This is a genomic window from Viscerimonas tarda (genome assembly GCF_054601255.1).
Window position 1 is genome coordinate 1 of sequence record NZ_BAAHWV010000016.1, and the last position, 15,677, is coordinate 15,677.

The 15,677-nt window shown below is 43.4% G+C and carries 17 protein-coding genes; 6 read left to right on the forward strand and 11 right to left on the reverse strand.

From position 1 onward, the window contains the following. Positions 1–133 precede the first annotated feature (133 nt). The 3 genes from ACYPWY_RS08600 to ACYPWY_RS08610 are packed head-to-tail and all read right to left on the reverse strand — an operon-like array spanning position 134 to position 692. Positions 134–355 (reverse strand): type II toxin-antitoxin system VapC family toxin, encoded by a 222-nt coding sequence (locus ACYPWY_RS08600; protein WP_459685116.1) that lies wholly within the window; start codon positions 353–355, stop codon positions 134–136. Further along, the gene (locus tag ACYPWY_RS08605) at positions 340–546 is read right to left on the reverse strand and encodes a hypothetical protein (protein WP_459685117.1); all 207 of its coding nucleotides are present in this window, start codon (positions 544–546) and stop codon (positions 340–342) included. The genes ACYPWY_RS08600 and ACYPWY_RS08605 overlap by 16 nt, the downstream gene beginning before the upstream one ends. Further along, positions 543–692, reverse strand: coding sequence for a hypothetical protein (locus ACYPWY_RS08610; protein WP_459685118.1), 150 nt, complete (start codon positions 690–692; stop codon positions 543–545). Before ACYPWY_RS08610 ends, ACYPWY_RS08605 begins: the two co-directional genes overlap by 4 nt. 377 nt (positions 693–1,069) lie before the next feature. Between ACYPWY_RS08610 and ACYPWY_RS08615 the strand changes: the two genes are divergently transcribed. Next, positions 1,070–1,681, forward strand: a complete 612-nt coding sequence (locus tag ACYPWY_RS08615) for a hypothetical protein (protein WP_459685119.1) — start codon at positions 1,070–1,072, stop codon at positions 1,679–1,681. A gap of 203 nt (positions 1,682–1,884) precedes the next feature. On the opposite strand, the gene scpA is transcribed toward ACYPWY_RS08615, so the two are convergent. Genes scpA through mutA form a run of 4 tightly spaced genes read right to left on the reverse strand, consistent with a single transcriptional unit; the run spans position 1,885 to position 7,448 of the window. Beyond that, positions 1,885–4,032 (reverse strand): methylmalonyl-CoA mutase, encoded by a 2,148-nt coding sequence (scpA, locus tag ACYPWY_RS08620; protein ID WP_459685120.1) that lies wholly within the window; start codon positions 4,030–4,032, stop codon positions 1,885–1,887. A gap of 17 nt (positions 4,033–4,049) precedes the next feature. After that, on the reverse strand, positions 4,050–4,664 hold the full coding sequence (locus ACYPWY_RS08625) for a CPBP family intramembrane glutamic endopeptidase (RefSeq protein WP_459685121.1): 615 nt from the start codon (positions 4,662–4,664) through the stop codon (positions 4,050–4,052). Then, positions 4,661–5,557: a prenyltransferase gene (locus ACYPWY_RS08630; protein ID WP_459685122.1), complete on the reverse strand. Its 897-nt coding sequence runs from the start codon at positions 5,555–5,557 to the stop codon at positions 4,661–4,663. Before ACYPWY_RS08630 ends, ACYPWY_RS08625 begins: the two co-directional genes overlap by 4 nt. Positions 5,558–5,567: 10 nt before the next feature. Beyond that, entirely contained in the window at positions 5,568–7,448 is a 1,881-nt protein-coding gene (gene mutA / locus ACYPWY_RS08635) for a methylmalonyl-CoA mutase small subunit (RefSeq protein WP_459685123.1), read from the reverse strand. Between the two features lie 929 nt (positions 7,449–8,377). Here mutA and ACYPWY_RS08640 point away from each other — a divergent pair. From ACYPWY_RS08640 to ACYPWY_RS08660, 5 genes are read left to right on the forward strand one after another with little or no spacing between them, the layout of a single operon-like run. Then, positions 8,378–9,697, forward strand: coding sequence for a hemolysin family protein (locus ACYPWY_RS08640; protein ID WP_459685124.1), 1,320 nt, complete (start codon positions 8,378–8,380; stop codon positions 9,695–9,697). 16 nt (positions 9,698–9,713) lie between these two features. Continuing rightward, positions 9,714–10,844: a tRNA guanosine(34) transglycosylase Tgt gene (gene tgt / locus ACYPWY_RS08645; RefSeq protein ID WP_459685125.1), complete on the forward strand. Its 1,131-nt coding sequence runs from the start codon at positions 9,714–9,716 to the stop codon at positions 10,842–10,844. 3 nt (positions 10,845–10,847) lie between these two features. Continuing rightward, complete coding sequence (locus ACYPWY_RS08650) at positions 10,848–11,933, forward strand: LptF/LptG family permease (RefSeq protein ID WP_459685126.1); 1,086 nt, start codon at positions 10,848–10,850, stop codon at positions 11,931–11,933. 22 nt (positions 11,934–11,955) lie between these two features. After that, the gene (locus ACYPWY_RS08655) at positions 11,956–12,879 is read left to right on the forward strand and encodes a glycosyltransferase family 2 protein (RefSeq protein WP_459685127.1); all 924 of its coding nucleotides are present in this window, start codon (positions 11,956–11,958) and stop codon (positions 12,877–12,879) included. 12 nt (positions 12,880–12,891) lie between these two features. Then, the gene (locus tag ACYPWY_RS08660) at positions 12,892–13,530 is read left to right on the forward strand and encodes a class I SAM-dependent methyltransferase (RefSeq protein ID WP_459685128.1); all 639 of its coding nucleotides are present in this window, start codon (positions 12,892–12,894) and stop codon (positions 13,528–13,530) included. An 11-nt stretch (positions 13,531–13,541) separates the two neighbouring features. Here the strand turns inward: ACYPWY_RS08660 and ACYPWY_RS08665 are convergent, their stop codons facing one another. The 4 genes from ACYPWY_RS08665 to ACYPWY_RS08680 all read right to left on the reverse strand — a co-directional run bounded on the left by ACYPWY_RS08665 (position 13,542) and on the right by ACYPWY_RS08680 (position 15,656). Continuing rightward, positions 13,542–13,805: a hypothetical protein gene (locus tag ACYPWY_RS08665; RefSeq protein WP_459685130.1), complete on the reverse strand. Its 264-nt coding sequence runs from the start codon at positions 13,803–13,805 to the stop codon at positions 13,542–13,544. A gap of 27 nt (positions 13,806–13,832) precedes the next feature. Further along, complete coding sequence (locus tag ACYPWY_RS08670; protein WP_459685131.1) at positions 13,833–14,492, reverse strand: DUF4296 domain-containing protein; 660 nt, start codon at positions 14,490–14,492, stop codon at positions 13,833–13,835. A gap of 76 nt (positions 14,493–14,568) precedes the next feature. Beyond that, the gene (locus ACYPWY_RS08675) at positions 14,569–15,195 is read right to left on the reverse strand and encodes a lipoprotein signal peptidase (RefSeq protein WP_459685182.1); all 627 of its coding nucleotides are present in this window, start codon (positions 15,193–15,195) and stop codon (positions 14,569–14,571) included. Between the two features lie 80 nt (positions 15,196–15,275). After that, positions 15,276–15,656, reverse strand: coding sequence for a TraR/DksA family transcriptional regulator (locus tag ACYPWY_RS08680; protein ID WP_459685132.1), 381 nt, complete (start codon positions 15,654–15,656; stop codon positions 15,276–15,278). Between the last annotated feature and the right edge of the window lie 21 nt (positions 15,657–15,677).

Here is a 15,677-nt window from a genome sequence, read left to right on the forward strand (position 1 = left end):
AGTTGCCCTCGCTGGGCAACTGTTAATTCCAGTTTCTTTATCTTTCCCATTCCTAATTGTATATACCATACTAGAACGGAAAGACAAACTAAATATTTTATACAAACTAATTATGAACACTTACTTATGTTTTTTATCTTTTATTAAAGATAAAATTCAGTCCTTGAGATGTGTAGTGTTTAAATTTAGTATCGGAAGAAATAAGCGGTATTTTATCGGATATGGCTTGCGCTATAATAATGTGGTCGTTTGGGTCTTTATGGCCATAGGCAGGAGATAGCCGTGCATATTCCGTTAGATGTTCTATAGTTAATGGCTTGATTTCATATTCTAGAAACTTTACAGCAGCAAACAAGCCACGTACGACTTATATTTTAAATGCCGCAAATCGCCCTCTTTATAGAGTAGAATAAGTTCACGTATGGAAGTTGTAGATATATATATAATATTTTCAGGGTCAAACAATATATCGCGTACTTTTCGGTCTATTTCGTCAATACTCCCAAGCAAGAAGACCGTAATATTGGTGTCTATGTAATACCTCATTTCAACACCGCTTTCATGTTTACTATTTCGAGAATACCATGAGGATTCAATTCCCAAAACAATTCCAGTTTAGATTTTTTCCTTTCTACCTTCGAAGCTTCGGCCTTCGTTCCGGATAAGGACAGATTTTTGTTTTTTGGTTTCATGTTGTTTGGTTTTTAGTTATCGTTCTACAAAGATAATATTTCAATATTTAATTTCAAAATAGGCTTTAAATTCGTCCAAGGTAAGAATGCTTCCTTTATTTTTTCCCAAAGCTAAAACATTGGATCCGTTTACGCGAGGCCGTAGAAGTAGAGCAGCCTATTAATCTCTGAATTTCTTTTTAATAAAGCGCCGTCCCATGCGGGACTAGACCAGTTTTGCCGGTGATTCAACCCCTTCGATACATGAAAGTATATAATTTCTCCATGGTTTGCCCTGAGTTTAACAGGAAAAAACTTGTCGGATTCATCTAAATAAAATATATTTGCTAAACTATATTTTACAAAAAGTAATATTTTCAATTTAAAAACAACACGTTATGAAACTAAGAAACTTCTTTTGCGCTGCCATTTTAATGGTATCTGCTATCTCTTTCAACTCTTGTTCCGAAATTTTTCCTCCCCAAATCGATTCGCCGGAAGCGTTGGATAAAGTAATTTCCGATTTAACGGAAATCAGTAAAAACTACAACATTATTAGCGCCCGACTGGTGGAAAAAGAAAAATTATCGGGCGACTTTGGGCTTCTTATTCTTGAATTGAGTGATGCAGAAGGAAAACATTACGAACAAAAGGTCTTCTACAACTACTCAAGCGTTAAAAATGAACCCGCCAAAGAAAAAGAAAACCGGCTGTCCTCGTTCAGAAAGAACAAAGAAAAAACAGCAATAAATGTAGTCGGCATTAACAAGGAAAATATTGCCAAGTACGTTGCAGAAGCAAAAACCTTGATACCCGAAGAGTATAAATTTGACTGTGTGGGTGGAATCTTTTTTACTGCCGACGATGATGCCAATCTCCTGCTCAAGCTAACATTGGACATTACAGATAAAAATACCGCAACAAGAATACAAGGACGAAATATCGTTACCGATTACTACGAATTGGAATTTGATGTAGATAAAGATGGTAAGGTTACTTTGAATGAGTAATATTGGATAGAGTTTGTAAGGGGCGGGGTTTATCGCGCCTTTTTTGTGGCATCATGTGTTTAGTTAAACATCGGGGTTTGTGCCATGCTCGGGAGATTGCGGGTCGGAGCCCGCAATGACAGAAAAAACAACGCAGTACAAAAAATAAGGGGCGAACCTGCACGATTCGCCCCTACATTTCATATTCTAAAGAATTTACAACATTAGTCTGCCAATAAAATATCCATAATTTGTACGGCAGCTTTTGTTACCGATGTACCAGGGCCAAAGATACCTGCAACGCCTGCTTTATAGAGGTAGTCGTAGTCTTGTGCGGGAATTACACCTCCGGCAATGACGATAATATCTTCGCGTCCAAGTTTTTTAAGCTCGGCAATAACTTGCGGCACAAGTGTTTTATGACCTGCGGCAAGCGAAGATACGCCAAGCACATTCACATCGTTTTCCACAGCCTGACGGGCAGCTTCTTCGGGAGTTTGGAACAAGGGTCCCATGTCCACATCGAATCCGCAGTCGGCATAACCTGTTGCAACCACTTTCGCTCCACGGTCGTGTCCGTCCTGACCCATTTTAGCGATCATAATACGCGGTTGACGGCCTTGTTTTTTAGCGAATTTCTCAACAAGCTCTTGCGCTTTCTGGAAAGTCGGGTCTTTTTTAGTTTCTGATGAATACACGCCTGATATAGTTCTAATTATTGCTTTATAACGACCTACTACAACTTCGCAGGCATCCGATATTTCGCCCAGTGTTGCGCGAACATGGGCTGCTTCTACTGCAAGTTCCAAGAGGTTTCCTTTTTTAGTTTTAACACATTCGGTGATGGCTTCCAAGGCTTTTTTCACAGCTGCTTCATCTCGTTTCGCTTTCAAGTCCTTCAAGCGTTCGATTTGTTGGCGGCGAACTTCGGTATTGTCCACATCCAGAATATCAATGGGGTCTTCTTTTTCCAACCGGTATTTGTTGATACCGATAATGGTCTGCGTTCCCGAGTCGATACGGGCTTGTGTACGTGCGGCAGCTTCTTCGATACGCATCTTGGGAAGACCGGTTTCGATGGCTTTGGCCATACCGCCCAGTTTCTGTATTTCCTGAATATGCGCCCAAGCTTTGTGCACCAGCTCGTTGGTCATCGACTCGATAAAGTAAGAGCCGGCCCATGGGTCAATTTCCTTGCATATCTGGGTTTCTTCCTGAATGTATATCTGTGTATTACGTGCAATACGCGCCGAGAAATCGGTTGGCAAGGCAATTGCTTCGTCCAAGGCATTGGTATGGAGCGATTGAGTATGACCAAGGGCGGCAGCCATTGCTTCGATACAAGTACGGCCTACATTGTTAAATGGGTCTTGTTCGGTCAACGACCATCCCGATGTTTGGGAGTGCGTACGGAGAGCAAGCGATTTTGGATTTTTTGCGCCAAAGCCCTTTACTATTTTAGCCCACAACAAGCGACCGGCGCGCATTTTGGCAATTTCCATAAAGTGATTCATACCGATTGCCCAGAAAAACGACAAGCGCGGAGCAAAGGCGTCCACATCTATACCGGCATCAATACCTGCTTTCAGGTATTCCATACCATCGGCCAGCGTGTATGCCAACTCAATGTCGGCTGTTGCTCCCGCTTCCTGCATGTGGTAGCCCGAAATAGAAATAGAGTTGAATTTAGGCATCTTCTGAGAAGTGTATTCAAAGATGTCGGCGATAATTTTCATCGAAAATTCGGGTGGATATATATAGGTGTTACGCACCATGAATTCTTTCAATATATCGTTCTGAATGGTTCCGGCCATTTCTTCGAGTTTAGCTCCCTGCTCCAGGCCTGCATTGATGTAGAAAGCAAGAACAGGAAGAACCGCGCCGTTCATGGTCATGGATACCGACATTTGATTCAAGGGGATACCATCGAACAACACTTTCATATCTTCAACAGAGCAAATAGATACACCAGCCTTGCCCACATCGCCTACTACACGAGGATGATCGGCATCGTAGCCACGGTGTGTAGCCAAGTCGAAAGCTACCGAAAGCCCTTTTTGCCCCGATGCGAGGTTACGGCGATAGAAAGCATTCGATTCGCTGGCAGTAGAAAATCCGGCATATTGGCGGATAGTCCATGGACGCATGGCATACATGCCCGAATAAGGTCCACGCAAAAATGGAGGGATACCCGAAGCATAATTCAGCTGCTCCATACCTTCCAAATCTTCTTTTGTGTAAACTGACTTCACAGGAATCAATTCCGGTGTAATCCAGTCGGCTTCGATGCCGTTTTGGGCAGCCCATTCAGCAGCGTTAGTTGCTGCAAAGCCTGCCGATTTGATGTCAATGTTTTTAAAATCAGGTTTCATATTGTTTTGTTTTTTATTTACAAAATAGGGAATAAAATAAATATGGCAACATCCCATACTGCATGGGATACCAAAACCGTCAACAGATTTTTATTCTTCATATAAAGCAGTCCCCAGAATCCTCCGCACACAAGCGCCGCCATAACCAACATAAAGTTGAACGACCAAATGTGTACCAGCGCATATACCAGTGTCGAAATTACGACAGCCGCAATTTCACCTTTCTTGCCGGCCAGTGTCCGCTGGATGTAGCCTCGCCAGAAGATTTCTTCGGCAGGGCCAACCCAAAACAGCAACAGCGATGCCAGGATAACCGGGTTTTGCCCCTCTTTTATGGCATACACATTGCTCACTTGCTTTTCCGAAAAATCGAAGAGCAGCTGGGAGATTTCGTTTCCTGCATAAAATATACCGTACAGTAATGCAGCTGATGCAACACCTGTAATTATATCTTTGGCATTGAACCGGAACTGTTTTTTCCAGTCCTTTGCAAACCTTGCCGAGAGGACAATAAGAATGCCGGCAGACAAGGCCATCACACTCCAGAAGTTGTGAAATACTTTCGTCCACGGCGAAAACATCACAAACCAAAGGGTGGCAGCTATAATTATGGCGATACAGATGCGTTTCATACGATTGCAATTATTAATCCGGTCAGCATGGTCAAACTAAATGCGAGCTGCAACTGTGCTGTGCGTTGGTCTAACATATTGATAGGCGAAGTATCTGCTGCGCTTGCTTTTAGCATCGTTCTGCAATTGCGGACAGCAATCGGAACAGTCAGCCATGTCAGCAAAGTCCATACCGGTAGAATGTGTAATAAAATCATTACAACAACCGCCGAGTAGGTTAAAACCGTCAGCAAGCAATAATGGAATTTCGACATTTTTAAGCCCAACAGTTTGGCGAAAGTTGTAGCTCCTGCTACTTTGTCGCGTTGCATATCGCGCGTATTATTCGCGTGCAAAACATTCACTGTAATAAAGACCTCGGGAAGTGCAACCCCCAAAAATATCCAATCATAATATCCAAGCATCACAAACGAGACTCCCATCGTAATCGAAGGCCCGAAGATGATAAAAATCAGCAAATCGCCCAGTGCGCGGGCTTTCAGCAAGTAGTAGAACACACAAGCTGCCACGCCAATGGCGCCTAGCCAAAGCAATCCGGTACCGGAATAATGAAGTAATATCAATCCTATGGCAATTCCCACAGCTAAAAATATCAAACCAAAAACCAATATCTGCTTCGGTTTGAACAATCCCGATGTGAGCGAAGTAGCTCCGGGGTTTCCCAGTTTATCTATGCCGTTACGATAGTCGTGATAATCGCTGACGAGATTACCGCTCGAATGAAATATAACGGCGCCCAACACAGCCACAGCGCCCAACAACCAATGAGATGCACTTTCGGGGTGTATCCACACGGTGTCGAGCAAGGCTACAAGCGCGGGGCTTAGAGAAACCGGATAGGACCAGGGACGAACTGCTTCTACCCAATCTTTTGGTGTGAGTTTAGTTGTCATAACGCCGAAATCAAATATTCAACAAACTATTGAATTGTTTCAGCGTTTCCAACACATTGCTGCGAACATTGACAAAATGCTCGATGCCTTGAGCTTTCAGGTCGTCGGTGCAGGCAGGTGCGCCGGCCACAACAAACTGTTCTTTTCCTTTTATCAACGCGTAAGCTTCGGGCGCCAAAGCGGCGTATTCGTCATCGCTGGAGCAAAGAACGATAATATCGGCTTTCTTCTCACGAGCGGCTTTCACCCCTTCTTCAACGGTTTGAAATCCCAAGTTGTCGATAATTTTGTATCCGGCACATGCAAAGAAGTTGGAAGAGAATTGAGAACGTGCCAGACGCATCGCCAAGTTTCCAATTGTCAGCATGAAAACAACCGGTGTTTTTCCCGATTTTTCGGTTGCCAAACGCAATTTTTCAAATTCAACGGCTAAACGTTCGCCGGGAATAGTTTTATAGGTATCCTCTTTGGGGCATCCACAACCACAAGCGTCTTCTCCAACTATTTTATTTCCGGCAACTTCGGTGAAGTTCGGGAATTGGTTGGTTCCGAGTAGTACCTCGCGGCGTGTTGCCAGATTCTTGAGGCGTGCGTCCGAAGAAGCTTTAATTGCATCCTGAACAGTTCCGGCTTTCAGTTCTTCGTAAAAACCTTTTTCGTCGGTGGCAAGGAATAACTTCCAAGCTTGCTCAGCCAACGAAACCGTCAGGTTTTCGATATAATACGAACCGGCTGACGGGTCGGTGATTTTATCGAAGTGGCATTCTTCTTTTAACAAAAGTTGCTGGTTGCGTGCAATTCTTTCCGAAAATTCATCGGACGATTTGTATGCTTCGTCAAACGGAAGAACCGTCAGCGAATTAACACCGGCTATTGTTGCCGACATGGATTCGGTTTGTGTGCGAAGCAAATTAACGTGTGCATCAAAAACCGTCAGGTTGTAGGTGGAGGTTTGCGCGTGGATGTACATTTTTGCAGCACAACGGCAAATGCCTCCGTCTTCGTTCGGACAATTGTGATTACATTTTGCACCGTAAGCGTCAACAATTTCGGCCCATAACCAGCGGGCAGCCCTGAATTTGGCTATTTCCATAAAATAGTTTGGCCCGATTCCAAAATTGAATTTTATTTTTTTAGCAACCAAAGTAGGGTCTAAGCCTACTTCGACCAGTTTGCTCAATATTTCGTTTCCGTAGGCTAAAGCGTAGCCAAGTTCCTGATAGTCGAATGCTCCGCCGTTGCTTAATAAACAGGCATCTACATTCAGCACACGGTAACGGGGAAGAGCGGCGGCAGCAGTAACCAGTTTAGCTGATTGCGCTACCCAGTCGGCGTTATCCCTTCCTTTTACCAGAATAGGTTTGAATGGGTTGTAACTTACCGAACCAAAACATTGCAACAAATCTACATTTTTCGATTTCAGGTAATCGCTCAGCAGCTGAATCAGTTTAAGCGATTGTTGTCCACATGTCGAAAAGTTCAGTTCAACAGCTTCGGGACAAATGCCTTCCAACAAGGTTTTGAGATTGTCGGCAGTAACATCGCCCTCAATTTTGAACCCTAACGAAGTGATTCCTTTGTTCAAAACATCAAGCGCTTTTGCATTAGCTGCTTTGAAGTCGTTAACCAGAATGTCTTGGCGTACATACCAGTCATTGTCTTTTTTTGTTCCTCTGACATAAGGAAACTCTCCGGGAAGGGAATCAGTTGTTTTGAGTCCTTCCAGATTTTCGTTCCGGTAAAACGGATTCACTTTAAATCCTTCATTTGTTTTCCAAACGAGCTTTTTTTCAAAGTCTGCACCTTTCAGGTCGGCAACAATTTTTGCCATCCATTCCTCTGTTGATACAGCCGGAAATTCCGTGAAAAGCTTTTCTTTCAAATTAGTCATAATTGATTATAGTTTATATTCTATTTCTTTTTCTAAAGCCGTACAAAAGTAGAATATTTTGTTTGGTTAATAAAGTTTTTTCGGGTATAAATTACGATTAATAGATTTTATTTTTACTCTATCTTGCGAGCAATGAAATAAATACTTGATGAAACAAAAAATTTAGCAGTCTTCATAGGGTAAAGGGAGGAATCTCATTCGTAACGGTAGTACTAAATTTTTTCAAGGTTTGCCCTGGCAGTTTTCACCGCCTGTTTGCAAAATACCACAAAAACGGTATTGGATGGCTAACTAACCGGCCATATCTTTGCATCAGTTAATATAGGTATTAGTTTTTCAATCACAGGTTATGAAAAGATTATTCAACAAGGCTGAAAAGTGGAAGTTTTTCTCCCTGAAAATTGCAGAAGTCGAGCGGAATATGTTTTCCCTCTACTTTCTCTCTTCTAACTCAACTCCACACTTCTACTATCCATCGTTAGCAGTCGCTATCTGTCCACAAATGCGCTGCTGTTGTTGATATACTATTTTTTGTTTATTTTTTGTCTTATTTATTTTTCTATTTAATTCGGTACGGATTGTATTTTTAATCTGATGCTTTCCGTACGAATTAATAGGGATCGGCTACCCTTTCGATTTATTAAAATAAATCAACAGCCCCTCCAACCTCCCCGCAGGGGAGGCTCTTGGACGGATAATAAAAACGGGCAACGTATTTGCGTTGCCCGTTTTTTAGCCCCCCCGCCCCCCGTAGGGGGGATTTCCTGATCCCCCCTACGGGGGGCGTATTCGATACGCCCCTACGGTGTGTACTTCATTATTCACATTGGCAGATTATTCTCATCGACATATTCGTTAAGTTTTTCACTTTTCACTTTTCACTTTTCGTTTAATAATCTATCTTTGCACAATCAACATCAATTTGAAATATGTTATTCAACATTTTAATAACTTTTTTCTTTGTATTTTTAAATAGTTTTTTCGTTGCAGCCGAGTTTGCGATAGTCAAAGTCCGAAGTTCGCAGTTGGAAATAAAGGCGCAGGAAGGTAACCGGTTTGCCATCCTGTCGAAAAGCATCGTATCGCACCTCGATTCTTATCTGGCGGCCACCCAGCTGGGGGTTACCATCTCCAGTTTGGCATTGGGGTGGATTGGCGAACCGGTTGTTTCAAAAATGATTATACAGCTTATCGAGCTGCTCGGGTTCAGTATTTCGCCCGAATTGGCCCATAGCATTGCGCTTCCGTTGGCATTTGTCATCATAACCGTTCTGCACATCGTTCTCGGCGAGCTGGCGCCCAAATCGCTGGCCATACAGCGTTCGGAGCAAACTACCATGTTTATTTCCTATCCTTTAAGGGCTTTTTACTGGGTTTTCCGCCCTTTTATCTGGGCGCTGAACGGCATCGCCAATCTGGCGCTGAAACTGGTGGGGCTGCACAGCGTATCGGAATATGAATCGTACAGCAGCGACGAACTGAAGTACCTGGTCGATCAGGTGAAGGAAAGCGGAAATATAGAAGAAACCAATTACGACATTATAAAAAATGCCTTCGATTTTTCGGAACGCACCGCCAAACAGGTGATGGTGCCCCGTACACAAGTATTGGCCATTGACGTGAACGATTACGACGAAGCCACGCTGGAGACCGTTATCGAAGACGGATTCTCACGCATCCCTTGCTACGAAGACAGTATCGACAACATCACCGGGGTTGTTCACCTGAAAGATATTCTCAAGAAAATGCGCGAACACGGCACCGTTGATATTCGCTCCATTATCAGGCCGGTATCGTTTGTCCCCGAAACAAAGCGAATTGGGCTGCTGCTGAAAGAATTTCAGTTGAAACACCAGCAAATAGCCATGGTACTTGACGAGTACGGAGGAATAGAGGGCATCGTTACCATGGAGGACATACTGGAAGAACTTGTGGGCGAAATACAGGACGAGTACGACAACGAAATACCCTTTGTGGAACAAACCGGCGAAAATACCTATTCGGTGATAGCCACCGCGGCCATCAGCGATATAAACGACCAGCTGCCCCACCCTGTCGATAAAGCCAAACAGTACGATACGCTGGCCGGTTATTTGATCGACAAATTTGGCCGGATACCGGGCGCGCACGAAAAACTGAAAGATGAGGATTACGAATTTATCGTATTGAAAAAGAATAAAACATCCATCGTACTGGTTCAGCTTAGAGACCTGAAACCGGAAGAAAAAGAGGAAGAAAATTCCAAATAAGCCTCTACAAAACAAAATGATTTTTGAACTACAGCATACAGATAGCCAATCGGACGCACGTGCCGGATTGATAACAACCGGCCATGGCCAAATAGAAACGCCCATATTTATGCCGGTAGGCACACAAGGAAGCGTAAAGGCCGTTCACATGACCGAATTGAGCTACGATATTCAGGCGCAAATCATCCTGGGCAACACCTACCACCTCTACCTGCGTCCCGGCCTTGAGATATTGCGACAGGCCGGAGGGTTGCACAAGTTCAACAGCTGGCACAAACCCATTCTCACCGACAGTGGCGGTTTTCAGGTGTTTTCGCTGGCCGGGAACAGGAAACTGACCGAAGAAGGCGCCATATTCCGCTCCCACATCGACGGGTCGAAGCATATCTTCACCCCCGAATCGGTAATGGATATAGAACGTGCCATAGGCGCCGACATCATGATGGCCTTTGACGAATGTACGCCCGGCGATGCCGACTACAACTACGCCAAAAAATCGCTCGGACTAACCGAACGCTGGCTCGACAGATGCCTTGCCCGCTTCAACGAAACCGAATGCGAATACGGCTACAAGCAGGCGCTGTTTCCCATAGTGCAAGGATGCGTATATCCCGACCTGAGAATAAGAGCGGCTGAAAATGTAGCCTCGAAAAATGCCGAAGGGAATGCCATCGGCGGATTGGCGGTAGGAGAACCCACCGAAAAAATGTACGAGATGATAGAACTCGTAAACGGCATCCTGCCCAAGGACAAACCCCGTTACCTGATGGGGGTAGGCGCTCCGGCCAATATACTGGAGGCCATTGAGCGGGGCGTTGACATGTTCGACTGCATTATGCCTACCCGCAACGGACGCAACGGGCAGTTGTTTACGAAGAACGGCATTATGAACATGCGGAATAAGAAATGGGAGAACGATTTTTCGCCCATCGAAGAAGAGGGCGCTTCGTTTGTCGATACGCTGTATTCAAAGGCATATTTACGTCATTTATTTATTGTTAATGAAATTTTAGCCTTGCAAATAGCTTCAATTCATAATCTTGCATTTTATTTGTGGTTGGTTAAGGAAGCGCGGAAACATATCATTGCCGGCGACTTCAAAACATGGAAAAATTCGATGCTCGAAAACGTATCAAGAAAAATATAACAGATGGGTAAAGCGCTCTCCATATTAGACAGGTATATCATTCGTAAGTTTCTGGGAACATACATATTCTCCATTGTGCTTATCATTTCGGTGTCTGTTGTTTTCGATATTAACGAGCAACTTGACAAGTTTATCAAAAAAGATGTGCCCTTATCGGCCATTATTTTCGATTACTACAAAAACTTTATCCCTTATTACGCCAACCTGTTCAGCGCCCTGTTCGTATTTATTGCGGTCATATTTTTTACGTCCAAGCTGGCCGACAATTCGGAGATTATCGCCATGATGTCAACGGGCATGAGCTTCAAGCGGCTGATGAAACCCTACATGATTTCGGCCACAATTATTGCCCTGTCAACTTTTCTGCTGAGTAGTTTTGTTATACCGCCTGCCAATGCCGTCAGGATTGATTTTCAGAACAAATACATCAAAAACAAGAAGAAGGATTATGACGAAAGAATACAGATGCAAATAGAGCCCGGGGTGATTGGCTACATCAGCCGTTACTACGACGAAGACAAAAAGGGCTATTATTTTTCACTGGACAAATTCGACGGCAATGCGCTGGAATCGAGATTGACTGCCGCTCAAATAGAATACGACACGGGCTATCACTGGATTTTGCACGATTATTCGATCCGGGTATTCGACGGGATGCGGGAACACATTACATCGGGAAAAGAAATGGATACCACATTGACCATCATTCCCCGCGATTTTCTTATCTCGGCAAACGATTTTGAACAAATGACAACCCCCGAATTAGACCAGCATATCAACCGCCAAAAAAATCGGGGAATAGGTGGAATACAAGGCTTTGAGATAGAATATCACAAGCGTTTTGCCTCTTTCGCTTCGGCTTTTATCCTCACCATTATCGGCGCATCGCTGTCCTCGAGGAAAGTGAAAGGCGGTATGGGCTTGAATATCGGGATAGGATTGCTGCTTAGCGTTTCCTACATTTTGTTTCTCACTGTCAGCTCCTCTTTTGCTGTATCGGGCGCAGTTAGCCCTTTCATTGCGGCATGGATACCCAATGTTATATTTGCCGTCATTGCGGCTTATTTATACACAAAAGCGCCGAATTAGGGGTGTAATTATAATAAATAACATGAAAAATGAGATACAGGTAAGCATCATTATTGTCAATTACAATACATCTGCCTTGTTGGACGAATGTATAGCGGCAATAATGCAAAAAACCGAAGGCATAAGCTACGAGATAATCGTAGTGGATAACCAGTCCGAAAAAGCTTCGCTTGACGGCCTCGTTGCGAAATATTCGGATGTACGCTTCCTGTTTTCGGAGAAAAATCTGGGATTCGGGAGAGCCAACAATCTGGCTAGCAAAGAAAGCAAGGGCAAATACCTCTTTTTCCTGAATCCCGATACGCTGCTTCTAAACAATGCTATTGCTATTTTCTACGAATACATGAACCAACATCCCGAAGCAGGAATATGTGGAGGCAACCTGTATCATGAAAACATGAAACCTGCATCATCGTACTATGATACAGACATGTTGGCATACGAATACAAAATCCTCTTTAACAGGAAACGCGAACCGGGCTTCAACAAAACAGGACAGCCAAAAGAAGTGAACGTAATCACAGGCGCCGATTTGTTTATTTCCGAACAGTTGTTTGAAGAGCAAAAGGGTTTCGACCCCGATTTTTTCATGTACTTCGAGGAAGTGGAGCTTTGCAATCGCGTGCAAAACAAGGGCTATAAAATAGTATCAATTCCGCAAGCCGGGATAATTCATAAACAGGGAGGTTCGGCCGAAAATAAAAACGAAGAGTTGAAAAAATGGTCATACGAAGAACACTGGTACAGCAAATTCGTCTATTTTTCCAAAACAAAAGGAAGGCTGCAAATCCTCCTGCTTTATAGTGCATTGCATCTCAAAGTGATTGCAGGAAAACTGATCGCCCAACTGAGAAAAAACAAAGCCAAACAGGAATATTGGGAAGGCAAGAGTGTTGTAATGAAGAAAGCATATAAAAGGTATAAAACATACCTGGAAAAAATATAAAAATAACGAGAGATGCCAAACAGTAATTATTTTTCATGCGAACGAAAAGAGTTGATTCGGTTTATTCCCGACACGATAGAAAAAACCTTGGACGTTGGTTGCGGTTCGGGAGTGTTTTCCAAAAACCTGAAAAAAATTTCGGGAAATGTTGAAACGTATGGGATAGAAATCGTAGAGCAATATGCAAAAATAGCCGAGCAGCATATAGACCATGTTTTTACAGGCTCAATTGACGAATTTTACGATAAACTTCCCGACTCATACTTCGATTGCATCTTTTTCAACGATGTGCTGGAACATCTGGTTGAGCCTGAAGAATGTTTGAAAAGCTTAAAACCAAAACTGAAAGCAGGTAAAATAGTTATCGCCTCTATTCCCAATATCAGGAACATTGGTATTCTGTTGGATTTATTATTCAAAAAAGATTGGCGATACACCGAATCGGGCATCATGGACAAAACGCATCTCCGGTTTTTTACCAAAAAGAGTATTATCAGGATGTTCGATAATTGCGGATACAAAATAGAACGGATAGAAGGCATAAACAGCGTCAGTCGCTATTGCCTGACGTCTATCATCAACGCATTATTGTTTAACGCATTAGATGATGTGAGACACCAACAATTTGTAGTGGTTGCCTCCCCCAGGTAATTTTCATTGAGCTACACCCGGTAACTCAAAACCAGCGCATCGTCCAAGTAAGGTGCAAGGCGAGGTTCGGCTACAAGCAATTCTGTTTGGCCAACAGCCGCCATCTTATTTTCGGGAATAAAAACCTGCAAGCCCGAATGAAACAGCGTACCCTGCGTTTCGCGTTCAAAAGCATAGCAAGCAACGATGCGGTTTTCGGCATCCATTTCTACCACCGTATTTTTGAGGAACTTGTCGGGATAGATGAAGGTATAATGTGCGTAATATTTTTTCAAGGGGTGGTTTTTCTCCGGTTGATTTTATTAATCAATAGAATCATTCTCGCACCGGAAACGAATGTCGTATATCAGCACATCGAAATGGCTAAGCTTGGACTGCACATGCGCATAACCCGATATGTTTTTCGGCGTTTTATCCGGCAATGTGGGGGCAATGACCCAAAACAAATCTTTCTCCACAGCAAACGGCTTCACAACCGAGGTATCGGCATATTCAAACTTGGCGTATGCGAATACATCCATACTTGGAGACATGCCCAGCATTTTCAAGCTGATAATTTTCAGGGCTGCGAGCTCTATATTCTGAAGGTTAACCGAATCGAGGCTGAAAAAATAAGTTGGTTCCTGTGGCGACAGGTAAATATAAGAAGCAAGCAATTTCCGCTTCTTACGGGCTTCATCCTGCGCTATTTCGGCCCGATTTATCTTGTCCAGAACAGCTTGTTCCCGCCTTAAACGGGCGGCAACCGAGTCGTTCATTTTCAACAGCAACTCCGTATCGTGTATGGTGTACCATACCAAGGACGAGTCGAGTATTTGCTGCGTTATGTCATATTTTTTCAAAACGCTGTTGACCAGGGCCCGCTGTTGTTCTTCCAGATAAAGATTGGCTACATGCGCCTCGTATGCCGATTGGCTCAGTTGCAAATCGTAAAGCGCCTGCTCCATTTTACTTTTCGACATCACATATTTATTCCGGTTGCACGAAAAAAATATACTCGGGCAAGCAAGTATAAGAAGCAAACAATATATCAGTTTTTTACTTTGCATCCGATTGTAACGATTCCGATAATGTTTTCCGGTAGAAAATCAGCAACAAAGCAATCCCTGCCGATATGGCCGAATCGGCAATATTGAATATGGGACTGAAAAAAATAAACGAATCACCGCCTACAACCGGAAACCATGACGGAAAAGAGCTTTCGATCAGCGGAAAATAGAACATGTCCACCACCTTTCCGTGCAGCCATTCGGCATACCCCTGCCCAAGCGGAACAACTGAGGCAATCTCGTAGCGCGTGCTTTCGGAAAAAATTTCGCCGTAACACACACAATCGACTATGTTACCAAAAGCGCCTGCCAGTATCAGGGCAATGCAAATAATGTAGCCGTGCGAAAATCCTTTTTTCACCAGTTGGTAAAGGTAATAACCAATAAAACCTACGGCAACTATCCGGAATAAGGTCAGGAACAACTTTCCTATGATTTCTATCCCGAAAGCCATGCCGGGGTTCTCTACAAAACATATTTTAAACCAACCGGTTACCTCGATACTTTCGTAAAGATGCATGTTGGTTTTTACCCATATTTTAAGCGTTTGGTCGGCCAGTATAACCAGCAATATGGCAAGTATGGCGGTTATTCCCTTTGGAAATTTTTTCATCAGGTTCGGATATAAAGACAGGTCAATCGAAAAAATAGCGTGTATTTTTCTGATTGACAGTCTTTTTTTATTTTTTACTAGTCTTATTTTATTCCGCTGTTTTTAGCCTCAATGCTCAATGTGGCATGAGGTACGGCGCGCAAACGTTCTTTTGGAATAAGTTTACCTGTTTCACGACAAATTCCGTATGTTTTGTTTTCGATACGGATAAGGGCCGATTGTAAATTTTGTATAAACTTCATCTGACGTTGCGCCAAACGCCCGGCTTCTTCTTTCGAGAGCGTTGAAGCCCCTTCTTCCAACACCTTGAATGTGGGTGAAGTATCGGTTACATCATTTCCATCCGAATTCATGATAGTCGCTTTCAGCAGCTCATATTCTTCTTTAGCTTGTTTCAGCTTGTCGAGAATTATATCACGAAACTCGTTCAATTCGGCGTCCGAATATCTTGTTTTCTCTCCCATAATCCTATTTGTTTTAATTGT